This window comes from Streptomyces sp. NPDC015661, from assembly GCF_043077765.1.
GTDB lineage: Bacteria > Actinomycetota > Actinomycetes > Streptomycetales > Streptomycetaceae > Streptomyces.
The window spans coordinates 58549-78902 of the sequence record NZ_JBIBST010000005.1 but is presented as its reverse complement, the minus strand read 5'-3'; the positions used below and the strand labels follow the sequence as shown (position 1 = coordinate 78902).

General features: G+C 72.8%; 17 protein-coding genes. 4 read left to right on the top strand and 13 right to left on the bottom strand.

Features of this window, described 5'->3' with window-relative positions:
• Positions 1–138 precede the first annotated feature (138 nt).
• Positions 139–1116 carry a hypothetical protein gene (locus ACF07V_RS14935; RefSeq protein ID WP_392154315.1) on the bottom strand — a complete coding sequence of 326 codons (978 nt, stop codon included), beginning with the start codon at positions 1114–1116 and terminating at the stop codon, positions 139–141.
• On the bottom strand, positions 1113–4568 hold the full coding sequence (locus ACF07V_RS14930; protein WP_392154313.1) for a DNA polymerase III subunit alpha: 3456 nt from the start codon (positions 4566–4568) through the stop codon (positions 1113–1115). Before ACF07V_RS14930 ends, ACF07V_RS14935 begins: the two co-directional genes overlap by 4 nt.
• A gap of 151 nt (positions 4569–4719) precedes the next feature.
• Here ACF07V_RS14930 and ACF07V_RS14925 point away from each other — a divergent pair, with 151 nt between their 5' ends.
• Positions 4720–5757 carry a DUF3533 domain-containing protein gene (locus tag ACF07V_RS14925; RefSeq protein ID WP_392154311.1) on the top strand — a complete coding sequence of 346 codons (1038 nt, stop codon included), beginning with the start codon at positions 4720–4722 and terminating at the stop codon, positions 5755–5757.
• A gap of 141 nt (positions 5758–5898) precedes the next feature.
• On the opposite strand, the gene ACF07V_RS14920 is transcribed toward ACF07V_RS14925, so the two are convergent.
• From ACF07V_RS14920 to ACF07V_RS14875, 10 genes are all read right to left on the bottom strand, one after another.
• Positions 5899–6780 (bottom strand): S1 family peptidase, encoded by an 882-nt coding sequence (locus tag ACF07V_RS14920; protein WP_392154310.1) that lies wholly within the window; start codon positions 6778–6780, stop codon positions 5899–5901.
• Between the two features lie 79 nt (positions 6781–6859).
• Entirely contained in the window at positions 6860–7714 is an 855-nt protein-coding gene (locus ACF07V_RS14915; protein ID WP_392154309.1) for a S1 family peptidase, read from the bottom strand.
• Between the two features lie 205 nt (positions 7715–7919).
• A complete protein-coding gene (locus ACF07V_RS14910; RefSeq protein ID WP_392154307.1) occupies positions 7920–8717 on the bottom strand; it encodes a DUF1684 domain-containing protein in 798 nt (265 codons plus the stop codon).
• A complete protein-coding gene (locus ACF07V_RS14905; RefSeq protein ID WP_392154305.1) occupies positions 8714–10024 on the bottom strand; it encodes an NtaA/DmoA family FMN-dependent monooxygenase in 1311 nt (436 codons plus the stop codon). Before ACF07V_RS14905 ends, ACF07V_RS14910 begins: the two co-directional genes overlap by 4 nt.
• Positions 10021–11043: an LLM class flavin-dependent oxidoreductase gene (locus ACF07V_RS14900; RefSeq protein WP_392154303.1), complete on the bottom strand. Its 1023-nt coding sequence runs from the start codon at positions 11041–11043 to the stop codon at positions 10021–10023. Before ACF07V_RS14900 ends, ACF07V_RS14905 begins: the two co-directional genes overlap by 4 nt.
• Positions 11044–11074: 31 nt before the next feature.
• Positions 11075–12049 (bottom strand): ABC transporter substrate-binding protein, encoded by a 975-nt coding sequence (locus tag ACF07V_RS14895; protein WP_392154302.1) that lies wholly within the window; start codon positions 12047–12049, stop codon positions 11075–11077.
• Between the two features lie 52 nt (positions 12050–12101).
• Positions 12102–12905, bottom strand: coding sequence for an amino acid ABC transporter ATP-binding protein (locus ACF07V_RS14890; protein WP_392154300.1), 804 nt, complete (start codon positions 12903–12905; stop codon positions 12102–12104).
• Entirely contained in the window at positions 12902–13786 is an 885-nt protein-coding gene (locus tag ACF07V_RS14885; RefSeq protein WP_392154298.1) for an amino acid ABC transporter permease, read from the bottom strand. Before ACF07V_RS14885 ends, ACF07V_RS14890 begins: the two co-directional genes overlap by 4 nt.
• Before the next feature lie 46 nt (positions 13787–13832).
• Complete coding sequence (locus ACF07V_RS14880) at positions 13833–15650, bottom strand: FAD/NAD(P)-binding protein (protein ID WP_392154297.1); 1818 nt, start codon at positions 15648–15650, stop codon at positions 13833–13835.
• Positions 15647–16495, bottom strand: coding sequence for an amino acid ABC transporter permease (locus ACF07V_RS14875; protein WP_392154296.1), 849 nt, complete (start codon positions 16493–16495; stop codon positions 15647–15649). The genes ACF07V_RS14880 and ACF07V_RS14875 overlap by 4 nt, the downstream gene beginning before the upstream one ends.
• A 401-nt stretch (positions 16496–16896) precedes the next feature.
• On the opposite strand from ACF07V_RS14875, the gene ACF07V_RS14870 reads away from it, so the two are divergent.
• Positions 16897–17376, top strand: coding sequence for a GNAT family N-acetyltransferase (locus tag ACF07V_RS14870; protein ID WP_392154294.1), 480 nt, complete (start codon positions 16897–16899; stop codon positions 17374–17376).
• Positions 17373–18338: an ABC transporter substrate-binding protein gene (locus ACF07V_RS14865; protein WP_392154292.1), complete on the top strand. Its 966-nt coding sequence runs from the start codon at positions 17373–17375 to the stop codon at positions 18336–18338. The genes ACF07V_RS14870 and ACF07V_RS14865 overlap by 4 nt, the downstream gene beginning before the upstream one ends.
• Positions 18339–18366: 28 nt before the next feature.
• On the opposite strand, the gene ACF07V_RS14860 is transcribed toward ACF07V_RS14865, so the two are convergent.
• Positions 18367–19593, bottom strand: a complete 1227-nt coding sequence (locus tag ACF07V_RS14860) for a DUF5685 family protein (RefSeq protein ID WP_392154291.1) — start codon at positions 19591–19593, stop codon at positions 18367–18369.
• Between the two features lie 322 nt (positions 19594–19915).
• Here ACF07V_RS14860 and ACF07V_RS14855 point away from each other — a divergent pair, with 322 nt between their 5' ends.
• The gene (locus ACF07V_RS14855; RefSeq protein WP_392154290.1) at positions 19916–20350 is read left to right on the top strand and encodes a cell division protein SepF; all 435 of its coding nucleotides are present in this window, start codon (positions 19916–19918) and stop codon (positions 20348–20350) included.
• The last annotated feature ends 4 nt before the right edge of the window (positions 20351–20354 follow it).

Sequence of the window (20354 nt, the reverse complement as noted above, 5' to 3'; positions counted from 1 at the left end):
TGCCCTGCGGTCCGGACCACAAGTGGGGATGCTCTTCAGCCAAGTTACGCACGGGTAGCGCACGGGGGGAAGTTACGCGTCGGTAAAAAGTGCCGTGTCGTCAGAAGGGGCGTCGACAGGGCCGTCGACAGGGCGCGTTCAGGCCGCCAGTGAGCCCGGGAGGATCGCCCGCGGCCCGTACTTCGCCCGTGCCCGGTCCGCCACCGCCTCGATCCGCCGGGTCTTCTCGTCCACCGGGTCCAGGGACAGCTGGTGCGCGGCCCCCTCGGCGTCCCTCAGGCCCTCGGCGCGCAGGGCGATGCCCCGTACCCGGGCCCGCTGGAGGCCGAAGGAGTCGTGGATCGTGTACGCGAGGGCGGTGAGCGCCGCCGAGTGGGCGGTCGCTTCGGGCAGGGTGCGGCTGCGGGTCGTGGTGCTGCGGTCGGCGTACCGCACGGTGACCGCGAGTCCCCGGCAGACCTGGGACTCGGTCCGCAGTCGGGCGCCCAGTTCCGTGGCGAGGGAGAGGAGGGCCCTGCGCTGTGCGGTCCGGTCGGTCTCGTCGTGCGGGAAGGCGCGCTCGGCGGCCATCGACCGGGAGGTCGCGTTCGGGACGACGGGGGTGCGGTCGATGCCCCGGGCCTTCTCCCACAGCTCGCGGCCGGCCTTCGCGCCGACGAGCCGCTGGAGCACGGCGAGGGGCGCATCGGCGACGCGGCCGGCGGAGTCGAGTCCGTAGCCGCAGAGGGTACGGGCGGTGGCGCGGCCGACGCCGTCGAGGGCGACGACCGGCCGGTCGCGCAGGAAGGCCGCCGGGTCCTCGACGACCAGGGTGACGCCGGGCCGGGCCTCGCGGGCCGCGAGCCGGGCCAGCATCGGGTTGGGTCCGGCGCCGATGACGCAGTCGACGCCGTGGAGGGCGAGCGCGCGGACCCGGATGACCGAGGCGAGTTCGGCGGGGCCCCGGCCGAAGTAGCGCAGCGCGCCGCGCACGTCGGCGAGCGCCTCGCAGGGCGGGGCGGCCTCGACGACGGGAGTGAACTCGCCGAGCAGGTCGACCAGTCGGGGCAGCATCACCTCGGCCCCGCCGCCTTCGAAGGACGTCGGCTCCAGGCGGAAACGTACGCAGAGGATCATCCGGCGCTCCCCGGGCTGCTGTGCCACAGCTTCCGCGACGGCGTCGCGGAGCCTTCCCCGGCCGGCCGGAGGTCGGCCCAGGGGTTCATCTCGTAGCCGGTGGACATCGTGATCCGGCGGCCGCTGTCGGCCGGGCCGTTCTCCTGCGACTGTGCGGACAGTCGCTCCCCCACCGCGTCCAGGCCGCCGGAGGCCCGCAGTTCGGCCAGTTCGGCGAGGTTCCAGGCGGCGGAGCCGACGACGCTGAGGCTGCGCGGGCCGCGCCGCTGCACCACGCCCCGGACGAGCAGCAGCCAGGAGTGGAAGACGGTGTGGGCGCACGCCGCGTGGGCGTCGTCGAAGAAGGCGAGGTCGACCAGGCCGGTGCCGTCGTCGAGGGTGCTGAAGATGACGCGTTTCCCGGAGCGGATGGGCGGGGTCTGGGTGGCGGCCTTGGCGCCCGCGACGAGGACGGTCTGTCCGTGGGCGACGGAGCGCAGCCGCCGGGCGGAGACGACGCCGAGTTCGCGGAGGAAGGCGTGGTGGTCGCTCATGAGGTGGCGGGAGGCGTCCATGCCGAGGATGCCGAGTTCGGCGCTGAGGCGTTCGGTGTCGTCGAGGTCGGGCAGTCCGACGGGGGCGGTCTTCCCGCCCTGGGCGAGCGGGAGCTGGCCGCCGTGGGAGGCGGCTCCCCGGTGGATGCGGCGGAGTTCGGTGAGGTGGAGGAGCAGGTCGCGGCGGTTGGCGCCGAAGGCGTCGAGGGCGCCGACCTGGGCGAGCCGTTCGGCGACGGGGGTGCGCGGGCGGGCCCGCTCCCAGAAGTCGAGCAGGGAGGCGTAGGGCTGTCCGCTCTCGATGCGGGCGCTCTCGGTCTCGCTGATGCCGTGGACGTCGGCGAGGCCGAGCCGGAGGCCCCACACCACAGGGTTCTCGGACACCAGTTCGATACGGTGGGCGACCGCGGACCTGTTCACGTCCAGCGGCAGCACCGGCACCCCGCGCCGCCGGGCGTCCGCGAGCAGCAGCCGCTTGGGGTACATGCCGGGGTCGTGGGTGAGCAGCCCCGCGTAGAAGGCGGCCGGGTGGTGCGCCTTGAGCCAGGCCGACTGGTAGGTCGGCACGGCGAAGGCCACCGCGTGCGCCTTGCAGAAGCCGTACGAGCCGAAGGCCTCGACGATCTCCCAGGTGCGGGCGACGACCTCGTCGGCGTACCCCCGGGCCGAGGCCCGTCCGGCGAACCAGGGCTTGATCCGGCCCTGCGACTCGGGGTGCGAGAGCCCGCGCCGGACCTGGTCGGCCTCGGCCCGGTCGCAGCCGGTCATGATCCGTACGATCTCGATGATCTGCTCGTGGAAGACGACCACGCCGTACGTCTCCTTCAGGGTCTCCTCCAGGTCGGGGTGCGGGTAGCGGACGGGGGCGCGGCCGTGCCGGGCCTCGATGAAGGGGCGGACCATGTCGGCGGCGACCGGGCCCGGCCGGAAGAGCGAGATGTCGACGACGAGGTCGTGGAAGGTGGCGGGCTGGAGCCGGCCGACCAGGTCGCGCTGGCCCGGGGACTCGATCTGGAAGCAGCCGAGGGTCTCGGTGGAGCGGATCAGCCGGTACGTCTCGGGGTCGCCCTCCGGGACCGCGTCGATGTCCGGCCGGGTGCCGGTGGCGCGCTCGACCTCGGTGACGGCGTGGGCCATCGCGGACTGCATGCGCACGCCGAGGACGTCGAGCTTGAGCAGTCCGAGGTCCTCCACGTCCTCCTTGTCGAACTGGGACATGGGGAAGCCCTCGCCGCTGGTGGGGACCACGGGGGTGCGGGTGAGCAGCGAGGCGTCCGAGAGCAGGACGCCGCAGGGGTGCATGGCGATGCCGCGCGGCAGTGCGTCGAGCGCCTCGACCAGCTCCCAGAGGCGGCCGAACTTCTCCCGTTCGCCCGCGAGTTCGCGCATTTCGGGCAGTTCGTCGAGGGCGGCGAGCGCGTCCCGGGCGCGGATGTGCGGGAAGGCCTTGGCGATCCGGTCGGTCTCGGCCGGGTCCAGGGAGAGGGCGGCGCCCACGTCCCGTACGGCGTGGCGGACCCGGTAGGTCTCGGGCATGGAGACGGTGGCGACCCGTTCGGTGCCGAAGCGGTCGATGATCGCCCGGTAGACCTCCAGGCGGCGGGCGGACTCCACGTCGATGTCGATGTCGGGCAGGGCGGTGCGGCGTTTGGAGAGGAACCGTTCCATCAGCAGGCCGTGCTCGACCGGGTCGGCGTGGGCGATGCCGAGGAGGTGGTTGACGAGGGAGCCGGCGCCGGAGCCGCGGGCGGCGACCCGGATCCCCATGGACCGGACGTCGTCGACGACCTGGGCGACCGTCAGGAAGTAGGTGGCGAAGCCGTGGTGGGCGATGACGTCCAGCTCGCGGTGCATCCGGTCCCAGTAGTCGCGCCGCTTCTCGTACCCCTTCAGGACCATGCCGGCGGCGGCCCGGGAGGTGAGGACGCGCTGGGCGGTGCGGTGCTCCGCGCCGACGAGGTACGGCTCCGGGAAGTGCGCGGAGCCGATGCCGAGGTCGTCCTCGGGGTCGACCAGGCATCCGGCGGCGACCTCCGCGGTCCGGTCGAGGAGCCGGTGGGCGGCGTCCCGGCGGAAGCCCGCGGCCTCGACGATCCGCTCGGCGACGGCCGGCATGCCGTCGGGTCCTTCGGCGCCCTTGAGCCAGGCCTCTCCGCTGTCGAGCTCCTTGCGGGGGTCGACGGGGACGAGGCGGCGGGCGGAGTCGAGGACGTCGGCGACCGGGCCCTGCCCGGGGTCGGCGTACCGGACGGCGTTGGTGAGGACGGGCCGGACGCCCTGCTCGGCGGCGAAGCCGACGGTACGGGCGGCGAGCCGCAGGGAGCCGGGCCCGGTGCCGGTGCGCCCGTGGTGGACGGCCTCCAGGCGGAGCGCGTCGCCGTACCGCTCGCGCCAGGGGGCGAGCAGCCGGGCGGCCCGGTCGGGGCGGCCGGCGGCGAGGGCGCGGCCGACGTCGGAGGCGGGCCCGAGCAGGACGAACAGACCGTCGCCGCCCAGGGCGGTCCTGGGCAGCAGGGGGTGTTCCGCTCCTCCGGCGTGGGCGGCGGTGATCATCGCGCAGAGGGCGGCCCAGCCGGTGCGGGAGCGGGCGAGGAAGAGGGCGCGGGGTGCGGACTCGTCGACGAAGGCCCCGCCCCGGACGGGGACCCGGCGGGCGGATCCGCGGTCGGCGGAGTCACGGCCTTCGGGTTCGGGGGCGCCGGGGGCCTCGTACGCGAGGTCCACGCCGAACAGGGGCCGGATCCCCTCCTTCTCGCACGCCTTGGCGAAGCGGACGGTGCCGGAGAGGGTGTCGCGGTCGGTCAGGGCGAGGGCGTCCATGCCCCGCTCGGCGGCGCGGGCGGCGAGGCGCTCGGGGTGCGAGGCGCCGTAGCGCAGGGAGTAGCCCGAGGCGGTGTGCAGGTGCGTGAAACCCGTCATGGCACACCTCCCGCGCTCCCGCGCCAACAATTCGTACGTACGTTCCCACCCCCTCGCTCCCCACCTTAGCTCACTTTCGAACGTTCGTGCGATAACCCGTTCGGGCCCATCCCACCTGCGGAAACGTCCCCGGCCCCGGAGCCTGGGGGGCATGAGCTTCGTCGACGAACTGAAAAGCGCCGTCACCCCCCGAGCCTTCCTGCTCGTCGTGGGCGTCTTCGCCCTCCAGCTCCTCTTCATCACCTCGTACGTCGGGGCCCTGCACCACCCGAAGCCGACGGACGTGCCGTTCGGCGTGGTCGCGCCCCCGCGGGTCGCCGAACAGGTGACCGGACAGCTGGGGAAGCTCCCCGGCGACCCGCTCGACCCGCGGACGGTCACCGACGAGGCCGAGGCCCGGCAGCAGATCATGAACCGGGACATCGACGGCGCCCTCGTCGTCGACGTCACCGGCCGCACCGACACCCTGCTCGTCGCCTCCGGCGGCGGCACCGTGCTCTCCTCCGCCCTGGACTCGATCTTCACCACGCTGGAGGCGACCCAGGGGCGCGCCGTGCGGACGGTCGACGTGGCCCCCGCCTCGCCCGAGGACTTCGACGGGCTCTCGGCCTTCTACCTCGTCGTCGGCTGGTGCGTCGGCGGCTACATCTGCGCCGCGATCCTGGCGATCAGCGCGGGATCGCGCCCCGCGAACCTCCACCGGGCGGTCATCCGGCTCGGTGTCCTCGCGCTCTACTCGGTGCTCAGCGGCATCTGCGGCGCGGTGATCGTCGGGCCGATCCTGGGAGCCCTGCCCGGCAGCATCCCGGCGCTGTGGGGGCTCGGCACCCTGGTGGTCTTCGCCGTGGGCGCCGCCACCCTCGCCCTCCAGTCCGTCTTCGGGATCGTCGGCATCGGCCTCGCGATCCTGCTGATCGTCGTCGCGGGCAACCCCAGCGCGGGCGGCGCCTTCCCGCTCCCGATGCTGCCGCCGTTCTGGAAGGCGATCGGCCCCGCCCTGCCGCCGGGCGCCGGCACCTGGGCGGCACGCTCGATCGCGTACTTCAAGGGCAACGACATGACCGCCTCGATGCTGGTCCTCTCGGCCTGGGCGGTGGTCGGCTCGGCCGTGACGCTGCTGATGTCCTCGCTGAAGCGCGCACCGGAGGCGGAGCCGATCGCCGGGGAGCTGGACGGGACCAAGGCGTAGCACCGGCCCGGAGCAGGCCCCCGCCGGACGGCGGGATCGTGGAAGGGGCCGAGTAGGGCCCGCAATCGGCCGAAGGTCCTGGAAAGAGCGGTCCCTCCGGCCGCCGTGAGGCTGCCGGAGGGACCGGTTTCGGACCCGGGATCAGTAGACGCTGACCCCGTACGCGCTGAGTGCCTCCGTCACGGGCTGGAAGAAGGTCGTCCCGCCCGAGGAGCAGTTGCCGCTGCCGCCCGAGGTGAGGCCGATCGCCTTGCTGCCCGAGTAGAGCGAGCCGCCGGAGTCGCCGGGCTCGGCGCAGACGTTGGTCTGGATCATGCCGTAGACGATGTCGCCGCCGCCGTAGTTCACGGTGGCGTTCAGGCCGGTCACCGTGCCGCTGTGGATGCCGGTGGTGGAGCCGCGGCGGGTGACGGACATGCCGACGGTGGCGTTGCCGGCGCTGGTGATGTCGACGCTGCCGACCATGCCGGACTTGGTGATCGAGGTGTTGGTGTAGCGCACGATGCCGTAGTCGTTGGTCGGGAAGCTCGACCCGGCCGTGGAGCCGAGGACGGTGGTGTGCGAGGAGTTGGACCACCAGGTCCCCGCGCCGTCGGTGCAGTGGCCGGCGGTGAGGAAGTAGTAGTTCCCCGCACTGTCCTTGACGTTGAAGCCGAGCGAGCAGCGCCAGCTGCTCGCGTAGATGGCGTCGCCGCCGGAGATCAGCTTGTTGAAGGTGCCGGGGGTGCGCTCGATGCGCAGCGCACCGGCGTTGGCCCCGGCCTGGCGCTTGATCTTGGCGATCTCGGCCGGGGAGACGGTGGAGTCGGCGGTGACGACGACCTGGCCGGTGGCGCTGTCGACGCGCCAGGCGGTGCCGGCCACGTCGGCCGCGAGGACGGCGTCGTTCGCGGCGGAGAGCTGGGTGGCGCTGAACGTCTGCGCGGAGTCGGCGCTGGCGGTGGGGACGCCGAGCGTCGCGGCGGCGGCGACGAGACCGGCACCGAGGGCGAGCAGCCGGAACTTCTTCGTGGGGGTGGTCACTTCGTGTTCCTCCTGTGGGGGGATCAGTGGGTGTCCGTGCGGGGATCAGAAGAGGCTGGGGAGCGGAGGAGCCCGGGGATCAGAAGAGGCTCACGTTGTACTTGGCGAGGGCCTCCGGCACCGGCTGGAAGAAGGTGGTGCCGCCGGTGGAGCAGTTGCCGCTGCCTCCGGAGGTGAGGCCGAGCGCCTTGGTGCCGTCGTACATCGCTCCGCCCGAATCGCCGGGCTCGGCGCAGACGTTGGTCTGGATGAGGCCCTTCACGGTGCCGCCGCTGGAGTAGTGGACGGTGGCGTTGAGGCCGGTGACCGTGCCGCTGCGGGTGCCGGTGGTGGAGCCGGAGCGCTTGACGGACTCGCCCACGTAGGCGTCGGCCGCGGTGAAGCCGCCGGGGTGGGTGAGCGAGGTGTTGTCGTAGCGGACGAGGGCGTAGTCGTTGCCCGGGAAGCTGGAGCCGACGGTGGCGCCGATCAGGGTCGACTGCGCCGAGTTGGTGTACCAGGTGTTGGCGACGTTGCCGCAGTGGCCTGCGGTCAGGAAGTAGTACGTGGAGCCGCTGCGCACGTTGAAGCCGAGCGAACAGCGGTAGCCGCCGCCGTAGATGGCGTCTCCGGCGCCGAGGAGCGGCTTGAAGACGCCGGGGGTGCGCTGGACCTTGAGCGCCCCGGCGTCGGCGCCGGCCGCTCTCCGGATCTCGGCGAGTCCGGCGTCGGTGACGGTGGAGTCGGCGGTGACGACGACCCGTCCGGAGGCGCTGTCGACGTACCAGGCGGTGCCGCCGACTCCGGCGGCGTCGACGGCGGCCTCGGCGCGGGCGAGCTGCGCGGCTCCGGCCGGGCCGGGCGCCGGGGTGGCCTGCGCGGCGGGGAGGCCGAGGGCGGTGGCGGCCGCGAGTCCGGCGGCGACGGCGAGCAGTCGGGTGCGCTTGTTCCTCACAGTGCTCCTCACATCCTTCTGGGAAAGCGGAGGGGCCCCGGGTGCGGGGCCCGTGAGGCGCCGTCAGGTGACGTGTTCCTGACATGCACCGCCAGTGATAGTGGCCCTCCCTGAGCGGACGCACAAGACCGCCGTACGGACGGACGCCCCCGGCCGTCGTGGCCGGGGGCGTCCGTCATCTACGCGCGTGGGCGAAGAACCCTGGTCAGGCCTGGTTCAGCCGCCGCTCGCCCGCCGCCACCGCGGTGTCGAGCGTGTTCCCGGGCGGCGGGAAGGGGCAGATGAAGTGGTCCACGAAGGCGCACGGCGGCAGCAGCGCGCGGTTGAAGTCGACCGTCACCGAGCCGTCCGCCGCCGGGGCCTCGGGCCGCAGGAAACGGAAGCGGTAGCTGTCCCGGCCGCTGGTGGCGTCCGCGAAGACCGCCCACAGGGAACCGTCGTCCTCGACGGCCACCTTGAGGACGTGCTCGCCGCCGTGCAGTTCGAAGACCAGCTCCCCGGAGAGCCCGAGGCCGCGCTCCCGGCCGTCGGCGTTCTCCACCCGTACGCTGCGCGTCTCCGCGTACGGACGGAACACGCCGGGCACCACCCAGCGCTCGTCGTACGGGGTGGCCTCGATGCCCCGGAAGGCGCGGCGCGCCTCCGAACCCGGGTCGAAGTCCCGTACGGCCCACAGCCCTTCGCGCCGCAGCACCACGAGCCGCCGGCCCGCCGACTCGACCCGGGACTCGTGGATCGGGCCGTGGTCGGCGGTGAGCCGGACCGTGCCGGCGAAGGGCTTGCCGTCGACGGTGAGCCCGTCCTCGGCGCCCGCCGTCAGGACCACCTCGTCACCGTCCTCCCGCCACTCGCCGGGAACGGCCGGAAGCCGCCCCTCGGGGAAGTCCGCGAGCCAGTGGGTGCCCGTGAGGGAGAGCGGGCCGTACGAGGAGGCGACCGCCGCCTCGCGCTGCTCGTGCCAGTGCTGCCAGTCCTGCGCGTCCTGCTGTGGATCCGTGCTCATGGTGTTCCACCTTTCCATACGGGCTCGGGAAGCCCGAGGTGCGAGCGCAGCGTGGTGCCCGCGTACTCCGTACGGAAGACCCCGCGCTCCTGCAGCAGCGGGACGACCCGGTCGACGAACTCGTCGAGGCCGCCGGGGGTGAGGTGCGGCACGAGGATGAAGCCGTCGGCGGCGTCCGTGGCGACGAACTCCTCCAGGGCCGCCGCGACCGTCGCCGGGGAGCCCACGAACGACTGCCGGGTCGTCGACTCGATGACCGTCTGACGGATCGACAGACCCTTGGCCTCGGAGAGCGCCCGCCACTTCCTGGCCACCGCGACGGGGTCCGCGACCCGCACCCGGCCCTGGACGAGCGTGGAGTCCGGATCGGGGTCGACGTCCGGAAGCGGCCCGTCGGGGTCGTAGCCGGACAGGTCGCGGCCCCAGATCTGTTCGAGCGCGAGGATCGCGTTCTGCGGGGAGACCTGCTGCCGGCGGATCACGTTCGCCCGCTCCCGCGCGTCGGCGTCGGTGTCGCCGAGGACGTACGTCACCCCCGGCATGATCTTCAGGTCGCCGGGGTCCCTCCCGTACCGGGCGAGCCGCCCCTTGACGTCGGCGTAGAACTCCCGGCCGGCCTCCAGGGTCGAGTGCCGCGTGAAGATCACGTCGGCGGCCGAGGCCGCGAACTCCCGCCCCTCGGCGGAGTCCCCGGCCTGGATGACGACCGGCTGCCCCTGCGGAGAGCGCGGTACGGGGAACTCTCCCTCGATCCGGAACTGCGGCCCGCCGTGCGCGAAGGGCCTCGACTCGCCGTCCGGGGTCCAGGAGTCCCACAGCCCCCGGACCGTGCCGAGGAACTCGGCGGCCCGGGTGTACCGGTCGGCGCGGTCCAGGTAGCCGCCGCGCCGGAAGTTCTCGCCGGTGAAGGCGTCCGAGGAGGTGACCACGTTCCAGGCGGCCCGGCCCGCGCTGAGGTGGTCGAGCGAGGCGAGCCGCCGGGCCAGTTCGTACGGCTCGTTGAAGGTGGCGTTGACCGTGGCGGCCAGGCCGAGCCGCCCGGTGACGGCCGCGAGGGCGTTCAGGACGGTGATCGACTCGGGCCGGCCGACGACGTCCAGGTCGTGGACGCGGCCCGCGTGCTCGCGCAGCCGCAGCCCCTCGGCGAGGAAGAAGAAGTCGAAGAGCCCGCGCTCCGCGGTCCTCGCCAGATGCTCGAAGGAGGAGAAGTCGATCTGCGAACCGGACCGCGGATCGGCCCAGACGGTGGTGGAGTTGACGCCGGGGAAGTGCGCGGCGAGATGGATCTGCTTCCGGCCCCGGCTCATGCGCCCGCCCCCGCCGTCGCGTACTGGCTGACCGGGCGGGCGAGTCCCAGGTGGTCGCGGAGGGTGGCGCCCTCGTAGGCCGTACGGAACAGGCCGCGCTCCCTGAGCCGGGCCACGGTCACCGCGGTGAACCGCTCCAGGTCCCGCTCCGGCACGGCCGGCACGAGGTGGAAGCCGTCGACCGCGCCGCCGCCGTGCCAGCCGGCGATCAGGCCGGCGAGCGCCCCCGGCCCGCCCTCGTACGCGTCGAGGTCGACGGTCAGCGAGAGCAGGACGCGCAGCTGCCCGGGGTCCCGGCCGTGGGCGCGGGCCCCCTGATGGAGTTCGGCGCGGAGGGCGGCGGCCTCCTCCGCCGAGGCGGCCCTGATCAGGGCGACGTCGGCGTGGTGGGCCGCGGTGTCCCGGGCGGCCGGGCGGGTGGCGTCGACGACGGTCACCGGGTTGCCCTGCGGGGGCCGGGGCACGATCGAGGGGCCCTTGACCGAGAAGGTCGCGCCCTGGAAGTTCACGTGGTGCAGCTTGCGGCGGTCGACGAACCGTCCGGTGGCCACGTCCCGTATCTCGGCGTCGTCCTCCCAGCTGTCCCACAGCTTCCGGGAGACCTCGGCGACCTCGCCGGCCTCCTGCCAGAGCTCGGCGGCGGGCGGCGCGGGACGGCGGCCGACGAGCCGGGCCTCGGCCCCGGTCGGGGAGACCGCGATCCGCCAGCCCGCCCGGCCCCGGCTCACCCAGTCGAGGGTGGCGACGGCGGCCTGGACGTGGAAGGGCTCGGTGTGGGTGGTGGTCACGGTCGGCACGAGACCGACGGAGCGGGTCTCGGGGGCGACCCGGGCGAGGACGGCGAGCGCGTCGAGGCCGGGCCCGGCGAAGGAGTCGTCGTGGGTGAGGAAGTCGAGCGCGGCGGCCTCGGCGATCCGGGCGAGTGCGACGGTACGGGCGGCGGTGTCCGGGCCGGGGCCGGCCCGGCCGGAGCCCGTGGCGAGCTCGGCGGCGAGGTGGAGCGGTCGGGTGCTGGTCATGCGGTCTCTCTCGGAGCAGGTGGGGGGCGGGTCAGTTCTTGGTGCGGGGCAGACCGGGCGGGTTGATCTCCGACTTCGGCACGGCCTCGGTGCTCAGCCCCCACCGCTTCAGGACCTGCGCGTAGGTGCCGTTCTCGACGATGTGGTCGATCGCGGCGGCGTAGGCGGCGACGAGGCCGCTGTCCTTCTTCGTGGTGGCCGCGATCTTGCCCTGGAGTCCGGCGCCCGCCCCGGAGAACTTGCCGACGGCCTCGGTCTGCCCGGCGGAGGCCACGTGGTACGCGACGGTGGGGTTGGGGCCGAGGTAGCCGTCGATGCGGCCGGACTGCAGGGCGAGGTAGTAGTCGGTCGTGTTGTCGTAGTACTTGATGTCGACGCCCTCGCGGCCGGCCTTCTCGTTCTGCCGGGACCAGTCCACGAGGATCTTCTCCTGGTTGGTGCCGCTGCCGACGGCGATCCGCTTGCCCGACACGTCCTCGGGGCCCTTCACCGTCCAGCCGGATCCCTTCTTCGCCTCGAAGGCGAGGTCGTCGAGCCGGTAGGTCGCGAAGTCGTACTTGTCCTTGCGCTCCTCGGTGACGGTGACGTTGGAGAAGACGCCGTCGTACTTGCCGCTGTCCAGGCCGACGAAGAGGTTCTCCCAGGAGACCGGGTTGAACTCGGGCTTCAGGCCGAGGGTGTCGGCGACGAGGGTGGCGAGGTCGACCTCGACGCCGATCAGCGTCTTGTCGTCGGTGGCGCGGAAGGCGAGCGGCGGGTTGCTCTTGGCGGAGACGCCGAGGATCAGGGTGCCTCTCTTGCGGACGGCCTCGGGCAGCTTGGCGGCGACGGCGTCGTCCTTGGCGGTGTGAACACGGTTCTGGTTCGGGCCGACGTTGATGCCGGTGTCCTTCTGTCCCTCCGGCTTGATCTGCTCGACGGCGGCGTCGCCCGAGCCGCAGGCGGTGAGCAGCCCGAGGGCGGTGAGCGAGGCGAGGGCGGTGAGGACGGTGCGACGGGTCTTCATGGCAGTACTGCTCCTTGGGGTGAGGGGCGGGCGAGCGGTGGGTGAGGGGTGGTCAGAGAACCTTGGAGAGGAAGGCGCGGGTCCGCTCGTGGCGCGGGCTGTCGAGCACCTCGGCCGGCGGGCCCTGCTCGACGATCCGGCCCTCGTCCATGAAGACCACGGTGTCGGCGACCTCGCGGGCGAAGCCGATCTCGTGGGTGACGACGATCATGGTGGTGCCGGAGGCGGCCAGGTCCTTGATGACGTCGAGGACCTCGCCGACGAGTTCGGGGTCGAGCGCGGAGGTGGGTTCGTCGAAGAGGAGCAGGCTCGGCTCCAGGGCCAGCGCGCGGGCGATGGCCACCCGCTGCTGCTGTCCGCCGGAGAGCTGCTTGGGGTAGGCCGCCGCCTTCTCGGCGAGGCCGACGCGCTCCAGCAGGCCCAGGGCCGTGGCCTCGGCTTCCTTGCGGGGTCGCTTCAGGGCCGAGACGGGCGCCTCGACGATGTTCTCCAGGACGGTGAGGTGCGGGAAGAGGTGGAAGTTCTGGAAGACGAAGCCGATCCGGGTGCGCTGCTTGAGGATCTCGCGCTCGCGCAGCTCGTAGAGCTTGTTCCCGGAGCGGCGGTAGCCGACGAGGACGCCGTCCACGCCGACCGTGCCGCTGTCGACCTTCTCCAGGTGGTTGATGGTCCGCAGAAGGGTGGACTTGCCGGAGCCCGAGGGGCCGAGGACGACGGTGACCTCGCCGGCCCGGACGTCGAGGTCGATGCCGCGCAGCACATGGAGGGGACCGAAGCGCTTGTGGACGGCGCGGATCTCGACCTTCGCCGTGGTGGCGTCCCCGGCGGTCCCGGCGGTCTTCGTGACGGAGCTCATCGGACGCTCCCCTTCGCGTAGTGGCGTTCGACGTAGTGCTGGACGACGGAGAGCGCGGTGGTGAGCAGGACGTACCAGGCGGTGGCGACCATGAGGAGCGGGACGACCCGGCCGTTGCGGCCGTAGACGACCTGGACCTGGTAGAAGAGCTCGCCGATCGCCATGACGGAGACGATCGAGGTGCCCTTGAAGAGCGAGATGATCTCGTTGGCGGCGTTGGGCAGGATCGAGCGCATCGCCTGCGGCAGCACGATCCTCCGCACCTGCCGGAGCCGGGGGATGCCGAGGGAGGCCGCGGCCTCCAGCTGGCCCTCGTCCACGGCGAGGACGCCGCCCCGGACGATCTCCGCCGCGTAGGCGGCCTGGTGCAGGGCGAGCCCGAGGACGGCGGCGCTCATCTCGCCGACGAGGCCCATGGTGTCGAAGGAGAGGAAGCTCGGCCCGAAGGGGATGCCGATGCTGAGCTCCTTGTAGAGGTAGGCCAGGTTGAACCAGAAGAGCAGCTGGACGATGAGCGGGATGGACCGGAAGGCCCAGATGTAGCCGAAGGCGACCGATCGCAGGAACGGGCTGGCGGACAATCGCATGAAGGCGAGGACGATGCCGATCGCGAAGCCGAGCGCGGTGCCGTAGAAGGTGAGCTGGAGGGTGACCCAGACGGCCCGGAGGATCGTCTCGGTGGTGAAGAAGGCGGCGAAGACGTCCCATTCCCAGCCGGGATTGGTGACGAGCCCGTGGACGAACTGGACGAGCAGCACGGCGGTGACCGTGACGGCCACCCAGCGCCAGGGGTGGCGCACCGGGACGACGACGAGTGCGGCGGACGTGGACGGCGTGGCGACCGGGTCTTTCGTGACGGGCGGATCGCTGGTGAGAGACATGGCGGTTCCTCGGGAACGGGACACGGGGAGGAGACGGAGGCGCGGATCAGGCGCTCAGCGGGGCGGGGAGGCGACACTCCCGGTCGCGCAGGAAGGTCAGGGCGGTCCGCGCGGTGACGTCGTTCTGTCCGAAGGCGGGCGCGCCGGTACGGGGCCGGGCGAAGCCGCTGCCGGTGCGGCCGGTGGTGTGCGGGCCGAGGGCGAAGCGGCGCGGGTGGGGGCGTCCGTCGTGCCCCAGGATCCGGCCGTCGGCGGGGTCGACGACGAGGAGGCCGTCGGTGGTGGTGCGGGTCCCCTCCTCGTGCAGGGCGCGGAGGAGCGGGCTGGCGGTGAGTTCCAGGGTGGGGTCGGGGATCCGGGCCTCGACGAGGGCGCGGGCCTCGGTCCACTCCCCCGGTGCGGCGGCGGACGCGGCCCGGAAGAGGCCGCGCTCCTCGTCGGCCTCGACGGTGACCTGCGGGCCGAGGAAGCGGACGACGCCGGCGCGGGAGAGCGCGAGGAGCTGCCGCAGCCGGGGGCCGGGCGGCCCGGAGGCGAGATAGCTGAAGAATCCGTGCCACCAGCCGTCGGACTCCAGGCGCTCGCCGAGCCGCAGGAGCTGGCCGTAGACGGAGAGCAGTCCGGCGAAGACGGCCGCGTCGGGGCTGTGGGCGGGGTCGTGGCGGCGGGTCAGGTCGTCGGTGATGTAGTCGCGCAGGCCCTGCTGGAGGGCTTCCGCGGAGTCGTAGCGGATGCCGTCCAGGGGGTGGTCGAGGGCGTCGAGGTCGAGCCGGTCGGCGGGGTCGGGGACGGCGGCGGCGACGACCGCGCCGAGCTCGGCCGAGCGGGGCGGCGCCTGCTCGTAGGCCTTCTCGAAGTCCCTCCGGGCGAGCGCGGTCCGCTCGGGGTGGGCGGAGAAGAGCCGGTGGTAGTGGGCCCAGCCGAGTTCCTTGTCGATGAGCGGCCACACATCGCGCCGGAAGTGGACCGGCCCGGGGCGGGCGAGCAGGGCGTCGGTCTGCGCGGCGCCGAAGAAGCGGGGCAGCGGGGGCCGTTCGCCGTCGAGGACGTAGCCGATCTTCGAGTGGTACGGGACGCCCCGGCGTGATCCGACGTGCAGCACCGGCTCCCTGCCGGAGGGCACGTAGACGAGCTCGTCGCCCTCGCCCTCGTACCGTCCGCCGCGGCCCTCGGTGAGCAGCACCATCAGGTCGACGAAGGCGAGGCCGAAGCCGCGGACGAGGACGGGTTCGCCGGCGGGCAGGGCGGCGAGGTCGGCGTCGGCGGTGAAGTCGGGAGGGAGGTGGACGAGCCGGTGGCGGGCGGCGAAGCCGGCGAGTTCCCGCTGTTCCCGGTCGGGTTCGGCGTCGAGGTGGCCGACGGTGAGGACGACGAGGTCGGCGAGGAGCGGCACGGCGCTGCCCTCCAGCCAGACGCGCTGGCGTCCTTCGCGGGGTCCGCCGATCCGCAGGACGGTGGTGCGGTGCTCGTGGACGGTGACGGTGGCGGGCAGGGCGTCGCGGGCCCGTTCGTACACCCAGCGCAGATAGGCGCCCTGCTGGGGGCGGGTGGGGAAGGTGCGGCCGTCGATGCCGGCCCATTCGGCGAGGGTGGGTCCGGGGCGGACGGGGCCGTCGAGGGCGACGGTCTCGTCGGTGAACATCGTGACGTCCTCGGCCAGGGAGTTCATCCAGAGCAGCGGGGACTGTTCGGTGCGCCAGATCCGGCCGGGGCCGGGCGGGTGCGGGTCGACGAGGTGGACGTCGAGGGGCTCGTCCCCGTACAGCTCGGGCAGGTTGGCGGCGAGCCGTTCGAGGAAGCCGGTCCCCCGCGGCCCGGCGCCCACGATCACGATCGACGGGGCGGTCGACGGGTGGCGGCTCATCGCGCACCGGCCGTTCCGCGGGCGTAGTGCCGCTCGACGTAGTACTGGCCGATGCCGAGGACCGAGGTGACGGCGACGTACCAGAGCGTGGCGACGAGGAGCAGCGGGACGACCTCGTACGTGCGGTGGTAGATGAGCTGGGTCGAGTAGAGCAGGTCCTGGACGGCGATGACGGAGACGATCGAGGTGCCCTTGAGGGTGCCGATCAGCATGTTCCCGGCGGGCGGGACGATCGCGCGCATGGCCTGCGGCAGCACGATCCGGGTGAGCCGGCGCCACCGGCCGAGGCCGAGGGACTCGGCGGCCTCGATCTGGCCCCGGTCGACGGAGAGGATGCCGCCGCGGACGACCTCGGCGGCGTAGGCGGCCTCGTGCAGGGTGAGGCCGATGACGGCGACGGCGACGGGGCCGAGGAGGTTGACCGTGTTCACGCCGAGGATCTGGGGGTAGAGCACGCCGATGTTGAACCAGAAGAGCAGCTGGACCAGGATCGGGGTGGACCTGAAGAACCAGACGTAACCCCAACTGACCGCGCGGAGCACGGGGTTGGCGGAGAGTCTGAGGACCGCGAGCAGGGTGCCGAGGACGAAGCCGAGGACCATGACGAGCGCGGTCAGCCACAGGGTGAGGCCGAGGCCGCGCAGCACGGACGCGGAGGTGAAGTACTCGGCGACCACGTCCCACTGGAAGGCCTTGTTGCGGACGACCGAGACGAGCGCGAGCGCGAGCAGGACGAGGACGACGGCCGCGGCGGCCCACTGGCCGGTGCGGCGGGTGGGGACGATGCGCGGGGGCGGCTCGGCCGGCGGGGCCGTGGACGGGGTTCTGACGAGGGTCGCGGACATGAGAGGGCTCCGTGGATGCCAGAGGGCGGATCGAACACGGGGTGCGCCTTCACACGCGCTGAGCCGCGGATCCGGGCCCCTCAGCCCGATCCGCCCTTCGAGGCTATGCGGTCAACACGCCCCGCTGTCAAGGGTGTCCGCACTGTGAGCCGTACGTCTCACCGTGGTTGACGCGGGAACGGATGCCTGTTCCACTGGGGCCATGCATCCGCAGCAGCTGGTCACGCGCTCCCACATCGACTTCGGTCGCGTGTGGTCCTCTTCCTGTTGAGCCGACCCTCTGCTTCTCCCTGCCCGCGTGCTGTATTCCGCGGCGCCTTCACACCCAGGCCCCTCGTGAGCGCCTGAACTCTCCCCTCACCGTTCCGTCCTTTCGCCTTCCTTCGCCCTGAAGGACCGTCATGACCTTCGCGCTGTCCGTGCACCGGACCACGACCACCGATCCCCTGGCCCGCCCGCTCCTGGAGGAGCTGGCCCACGAGTACACGACCCGGTACGGCGACGCGCACGATCTGAGCCGCTACCCGGCGGCGGAGTTCGCCCCGCCGCACGGCGCCTTCCTGCTCCTCCTTGAGCAGGGCAGGCCCGTGGCGGGCGGCGCCTACCGCCGCTACGACGAGAACACCGCCGAACTGAAGAGGATCTGGACGCACTCGGCGCACCGCAGACGCGGCCTCGCCCGCCGCGTCCTCACCGTCCTCGAACGGGAGGCCGCCGCCCGCGGCTACTCCCGGATCTACCTCACGACGGGGCCGCGCCAGCCCGAGGCCAAGGGCCTCTACCTGGCCGGCGGCTACCGCCCGCTCTTCGACGTGTCCGCCGATCCCGAGTCGATCGGCCCGCTGCCGTTCGAGAAATTCCTGGAGAACCCGAAGCCATGAGTACGCGCACGAGTTCCGGCACCGCACGCACCACCCTCGCCTTCGCCCTGATCACCGCGGCCGCGCTCGGCCTCACCGCCTGCTCGGGCGGGGAGCCCGCGACCGCCCCGGCCGGGGCCACCGGAGCGCAGGGCGCTCTGCCGACCGAGGACGTGGTGGCGGCGGTGCAGAAGAATGAGGCGGCGGCGAAGCTGCTCCCCGCCGATGTGCGGCAGCGCGGCAGCCTCACGATCGCCTCCTCGGTGGGAACCCCGCCGAGCTCCGCCTATCTGCCGGACGGCAAGACGGTCGTCGGGGCGGACGCCGACTTCTCGGCCGCCGTGGCGAAGGCCCTCGGTCTGGAGCTGAAGCGCGAGGTGGTCGGCTTCGAGGCGATCCTGCCGGCGCTCGGCAGCGGCAAGTACGACGTGGGCACCGGCAACTTCGGCGTGACCGAGGAGCGGCGCAGGACCATCGACTTCGTCACGTACGTCAACGACGGTCAGGGCTTCGCCACCCGGTCCGACTCCCCGCTGAAGGCCGTCACCGACCTCACCCAGCTGTGCGGCCTGAAGGTCGCGACGGGCGCCGGCACCACCTTCGAACGGACCCTGGAGCAGAACAAGGGCCGGTGCGCCGGGGCCGGGAAGCCGCCGTACGAGGTGAACGTCTTCAGCGAGACGGGGGCGGTCTGGATGGCGCTCCAGCAGGGGCGCAGCGATGTCGTGATGAGCACGATCAACGGCGTGCGGTACGCCGTGACGCAGCAGAAGAACGTGAAGTTCCTCAACGAGTACCGGCGCCTGGACGTCGGCTTCGCCTTCAAGAAGGGCACCCCGCTGGCACCGGCCTTCCAGGCGGCGGTGAACGGCCTGAAGGCCGACGGGACGTACGACCGGATCCTGAAGAAGTGGGGGGTGACCGCCTCGGGCATCGAGCGGTCGGAGATCTCCCCGCCGGAGATCCCGGCGCCGACGAAGTAGCAGCGGCGCACGGGATTCCGACGGGGTGTCAGCAGCCGTCGCAGGGGCAGCAGCAGTCGCAGTCGCAGCATCCGCCGTCGGGGCAGTCGCAGTCCCGGCAGCAGCCCTCGCGCTTCTTGCGGGACCAGGGGCCCTCGTACTCCTTGGCGCAGCAGATCTGGCAGGTGCAGAAGAGCCAGGTGAACATGGCGCAGCCGGCGAGGAAGCCGCGCGGCTTGGGCGCCTGGGGCGCACCGCCGCCGAACTGCGGCGGGAGGCCGCCGGGACCACCGGGACCCATCGGCCCGCCGCCGTAGGGGTTCCCGCCGCCGTAGGGGTTGTACGGGCCGGAGCCCCCGCCCGCGTACGGGTTCCCCGGCACCGGACCCTGGCCCGGCCCCGGCGCCCCGTGCGCGCAGCTCGTCGTGCCGAAGGCGCGGTCGACCGAGCTGCGCAGCTCGTGGGCGAGGAGGACGTGGGCGAGCTTGCCGTCGGCGAACTCGGCGTCCTTGAGGGCGAGGCGGATGCCGTGGAGGGCGTCGTCGGCGAGCCGGCGGGCCTCCTCGCGGGAGGTGCCGGTGGCCGTGAGCGGGTTCCACGCGCCGGTCTCGGCGTCGGCGGCCTGGTCCTCGACGGCGTCGAGGAGGTGGGCGAGGCGGCCGAAGAGGCGGCCCGCCTCGGCGAGCGGCGCGGCGTTGCCCGGCCGGCCGGCGAGGACGGCGGTGTGCGCGAACGCGGCCGCCGTCGCCGTCTCGGTCGGCTCGGTGACGGTGAGCAGGGGGGTGCCGGGTCCCGCGAGGGCCTCGATGCCGGTCTGGCGGTCGACGGCGTCGACGAGGACGGCGGTGTCGAAGCCGAGGGCGCGGCCGGTTCTGGCCCCGGCCTTGTCCCAGGAGCGGGCGACCCGGCGGGCCGCGACGGCGACGGGCCGACGGGCCAACAGGCCGTCCCGGTCGGCGACGTGGTCCCGTACCTTCGCCGAGGCGAGGACGAGGGAGACGGCGGCGGCGAGCCTGGCGCCCTCGCCGCGGGCGACGGGGGCGGTCCGCATGGCGCGCAGCGCGCAGGGCCCGGCCGTGCGGCGGCTCGCCCCGGTCACGCCGGTCTGAGCCTCCGTCAGGACGGAGACGATGAGCCCGTCGTAGTTGGTGACGACACGGGCGAACTGTCCGTGGTCGGCGCGGAGCGCCAGACAGAGGCCGCAGAGGTGGGCCATCCACTCGGTCCTGAGGCCGTCGGTGAGCCGATGCGTGCAGGGTCTGACGATTCCGAACAAGGACTCCCCCGTGAGTCGTGGGCCGTGGCGGGCGGAGGTCCGCCGAGCGGCCCCGCGGCATCGTAGCGAGCGGGGGCGTTCACCCGTACGCGCCCATCGTCACCCTTGTGGCATGACTTTCATATTTTCAGCTGCATGGCCCTCCGTCAGGCCCCGCATACCGCAAGTTTCCTGACGAATCGCCAGGAAACGGCCCTCACGTTCTGCACCAGTACCGTCACGAATCCCCTGCGCGGCGCCTATCCACTTGGCGCGCGATCCGCATCATGGACGACGATAGGGATTGCGGAACCACAAGTGACCGCGCTGAAAGGAGGCGTCCATGGGATCGGTGCGCAAGGCAAGTGCCTGGCTGGGACTCGTCGAGGACAACGACGAGCGTTACTACGACGACGAGTACGCCGACGGTGCCGAGGGCGGCGACGCCTGGGTGACGGACCCCCGGGTCCGGGTGGCCACGGACACCGCCGAGGAGCGGGGCCGCCGGATCGCCACCGTCTCCCCCGACGGTTTCCGGGACGCCCGGGGCATCGGCGAGCTCTTCCGGGACGGGGTTCCGGTGATCGTGAACCTGACCGCGATGGAGGGGAACGACGCCAAGCGCGTGGTCGACTTCGCCGCGGGTCTCGCCTTCGGTCTGCGCGGCTCGATCGAGCGGGTGGCGACGCGGGTCTTCCTGCTGACCCCCCACGACACCCAGATCGTCAGCGGCGAGACGGGCCGGCGTCAGCAGGACGGTTTCTTCAACCAGAGCTGAGCGA

Coding starts and splice junctions, on each gene's coding strand:
- ACF07V_RS14935 (WP_392154315.1), bottom strand. CDS start 1,116: ATGATCCTCTGCGTACGTTTCCGCCTGGAGCCGACGTCCTTCGAAGGC.
- ACF07V_RS14930 (WP_392154313.1), bottom strand. CDS start 4,568: ATGACGGGTTTCACGCACCTGCACACCGCCTCGGGCTACTCCCTGCGC.
- ACF07V_RS14925 (WP_392154311.1), top strand. CDS start 4,720: ATGAGCTTCGTCGACGAACTGAAAAGCGCCGTCACCCCCCGAGCCTTC.
- ACF07V_RS14910 (WP_392154307.1), bottom strand. CDS start 8,717: ATGAGCACGGATCCACAGCAGGACGCGCAGGACTGGCAGCACTGGCAC.
- ACF07V_RS14905 (WP_392154305.1), bottom strand. CDS start 10,024: ATGAGCCGGGGCCGGAAGCAGATCCATCTCGCCGCGCACTTCCCCGGC.
- ACF07V_RS14900 (WP_392154303.1), bottom strand. CDS start 11,043: ATGACCAGCACCCGACCGCTCCACCTCGCCGCCGAGCTCGCCACGGGC.
- ACF07V_RS14895 (WP_392154302.1), bottom strand. CDS start 12,049: ATGAAGACCCGTCGCACCGTCCTCACCGCCCTCGCCTCGCTCACCGCC.
- ACF07V_RS14890 (WP_392154300.1), bottom strand. CDS start 12,905: ATGAGCTCCGTCACGAAGACCGCCGGGACCGCCGGGGACGCCACCACG.
- ACF07V_RS14885 (WP_392154298.1), bottom strand. CDS start 13,786: ATGTCTCTCACCAGCGATCCGCCCGTCACGAAAGACCCGGTCGCCACG.
- ACF07V_RS14880 (WP_392154297.1), bottom strand. CDS start 15,650: ATGAGCCGCCACCCGTCGACCGCCCCGTCGATCGTGATCGTGGGCGCC.
- ACF07V_RS14875 (WP_392154296.1), bottom strand. CDS start 16,495: ATGTCCGCGACCCTCGTCAGAACCCCGTCCACGGCCCCGCCGGCCGAG.
- ACF07V_RS14870 (WP_392154294.1), top strand. CDS start 16,897: ATGACCTTCGCGCTGTCCGTGCACCGGACCACGACCACCGATCCCCTG.
- ACF07V_RS14865 (WP_392154292.1), top strand. CDS start 17,373: ATGAGTACGCGCACGAGTTCCGGCACCGCACGCACCACCCTCGCCTTC.
- ACF07V_RS14855 (WP_392154290.1), top strand. CDS start 19,916: ATGGGATCGGTGCGCAAGGCAAGTGCCTGGCTGGGACTCGTCGAGGAC.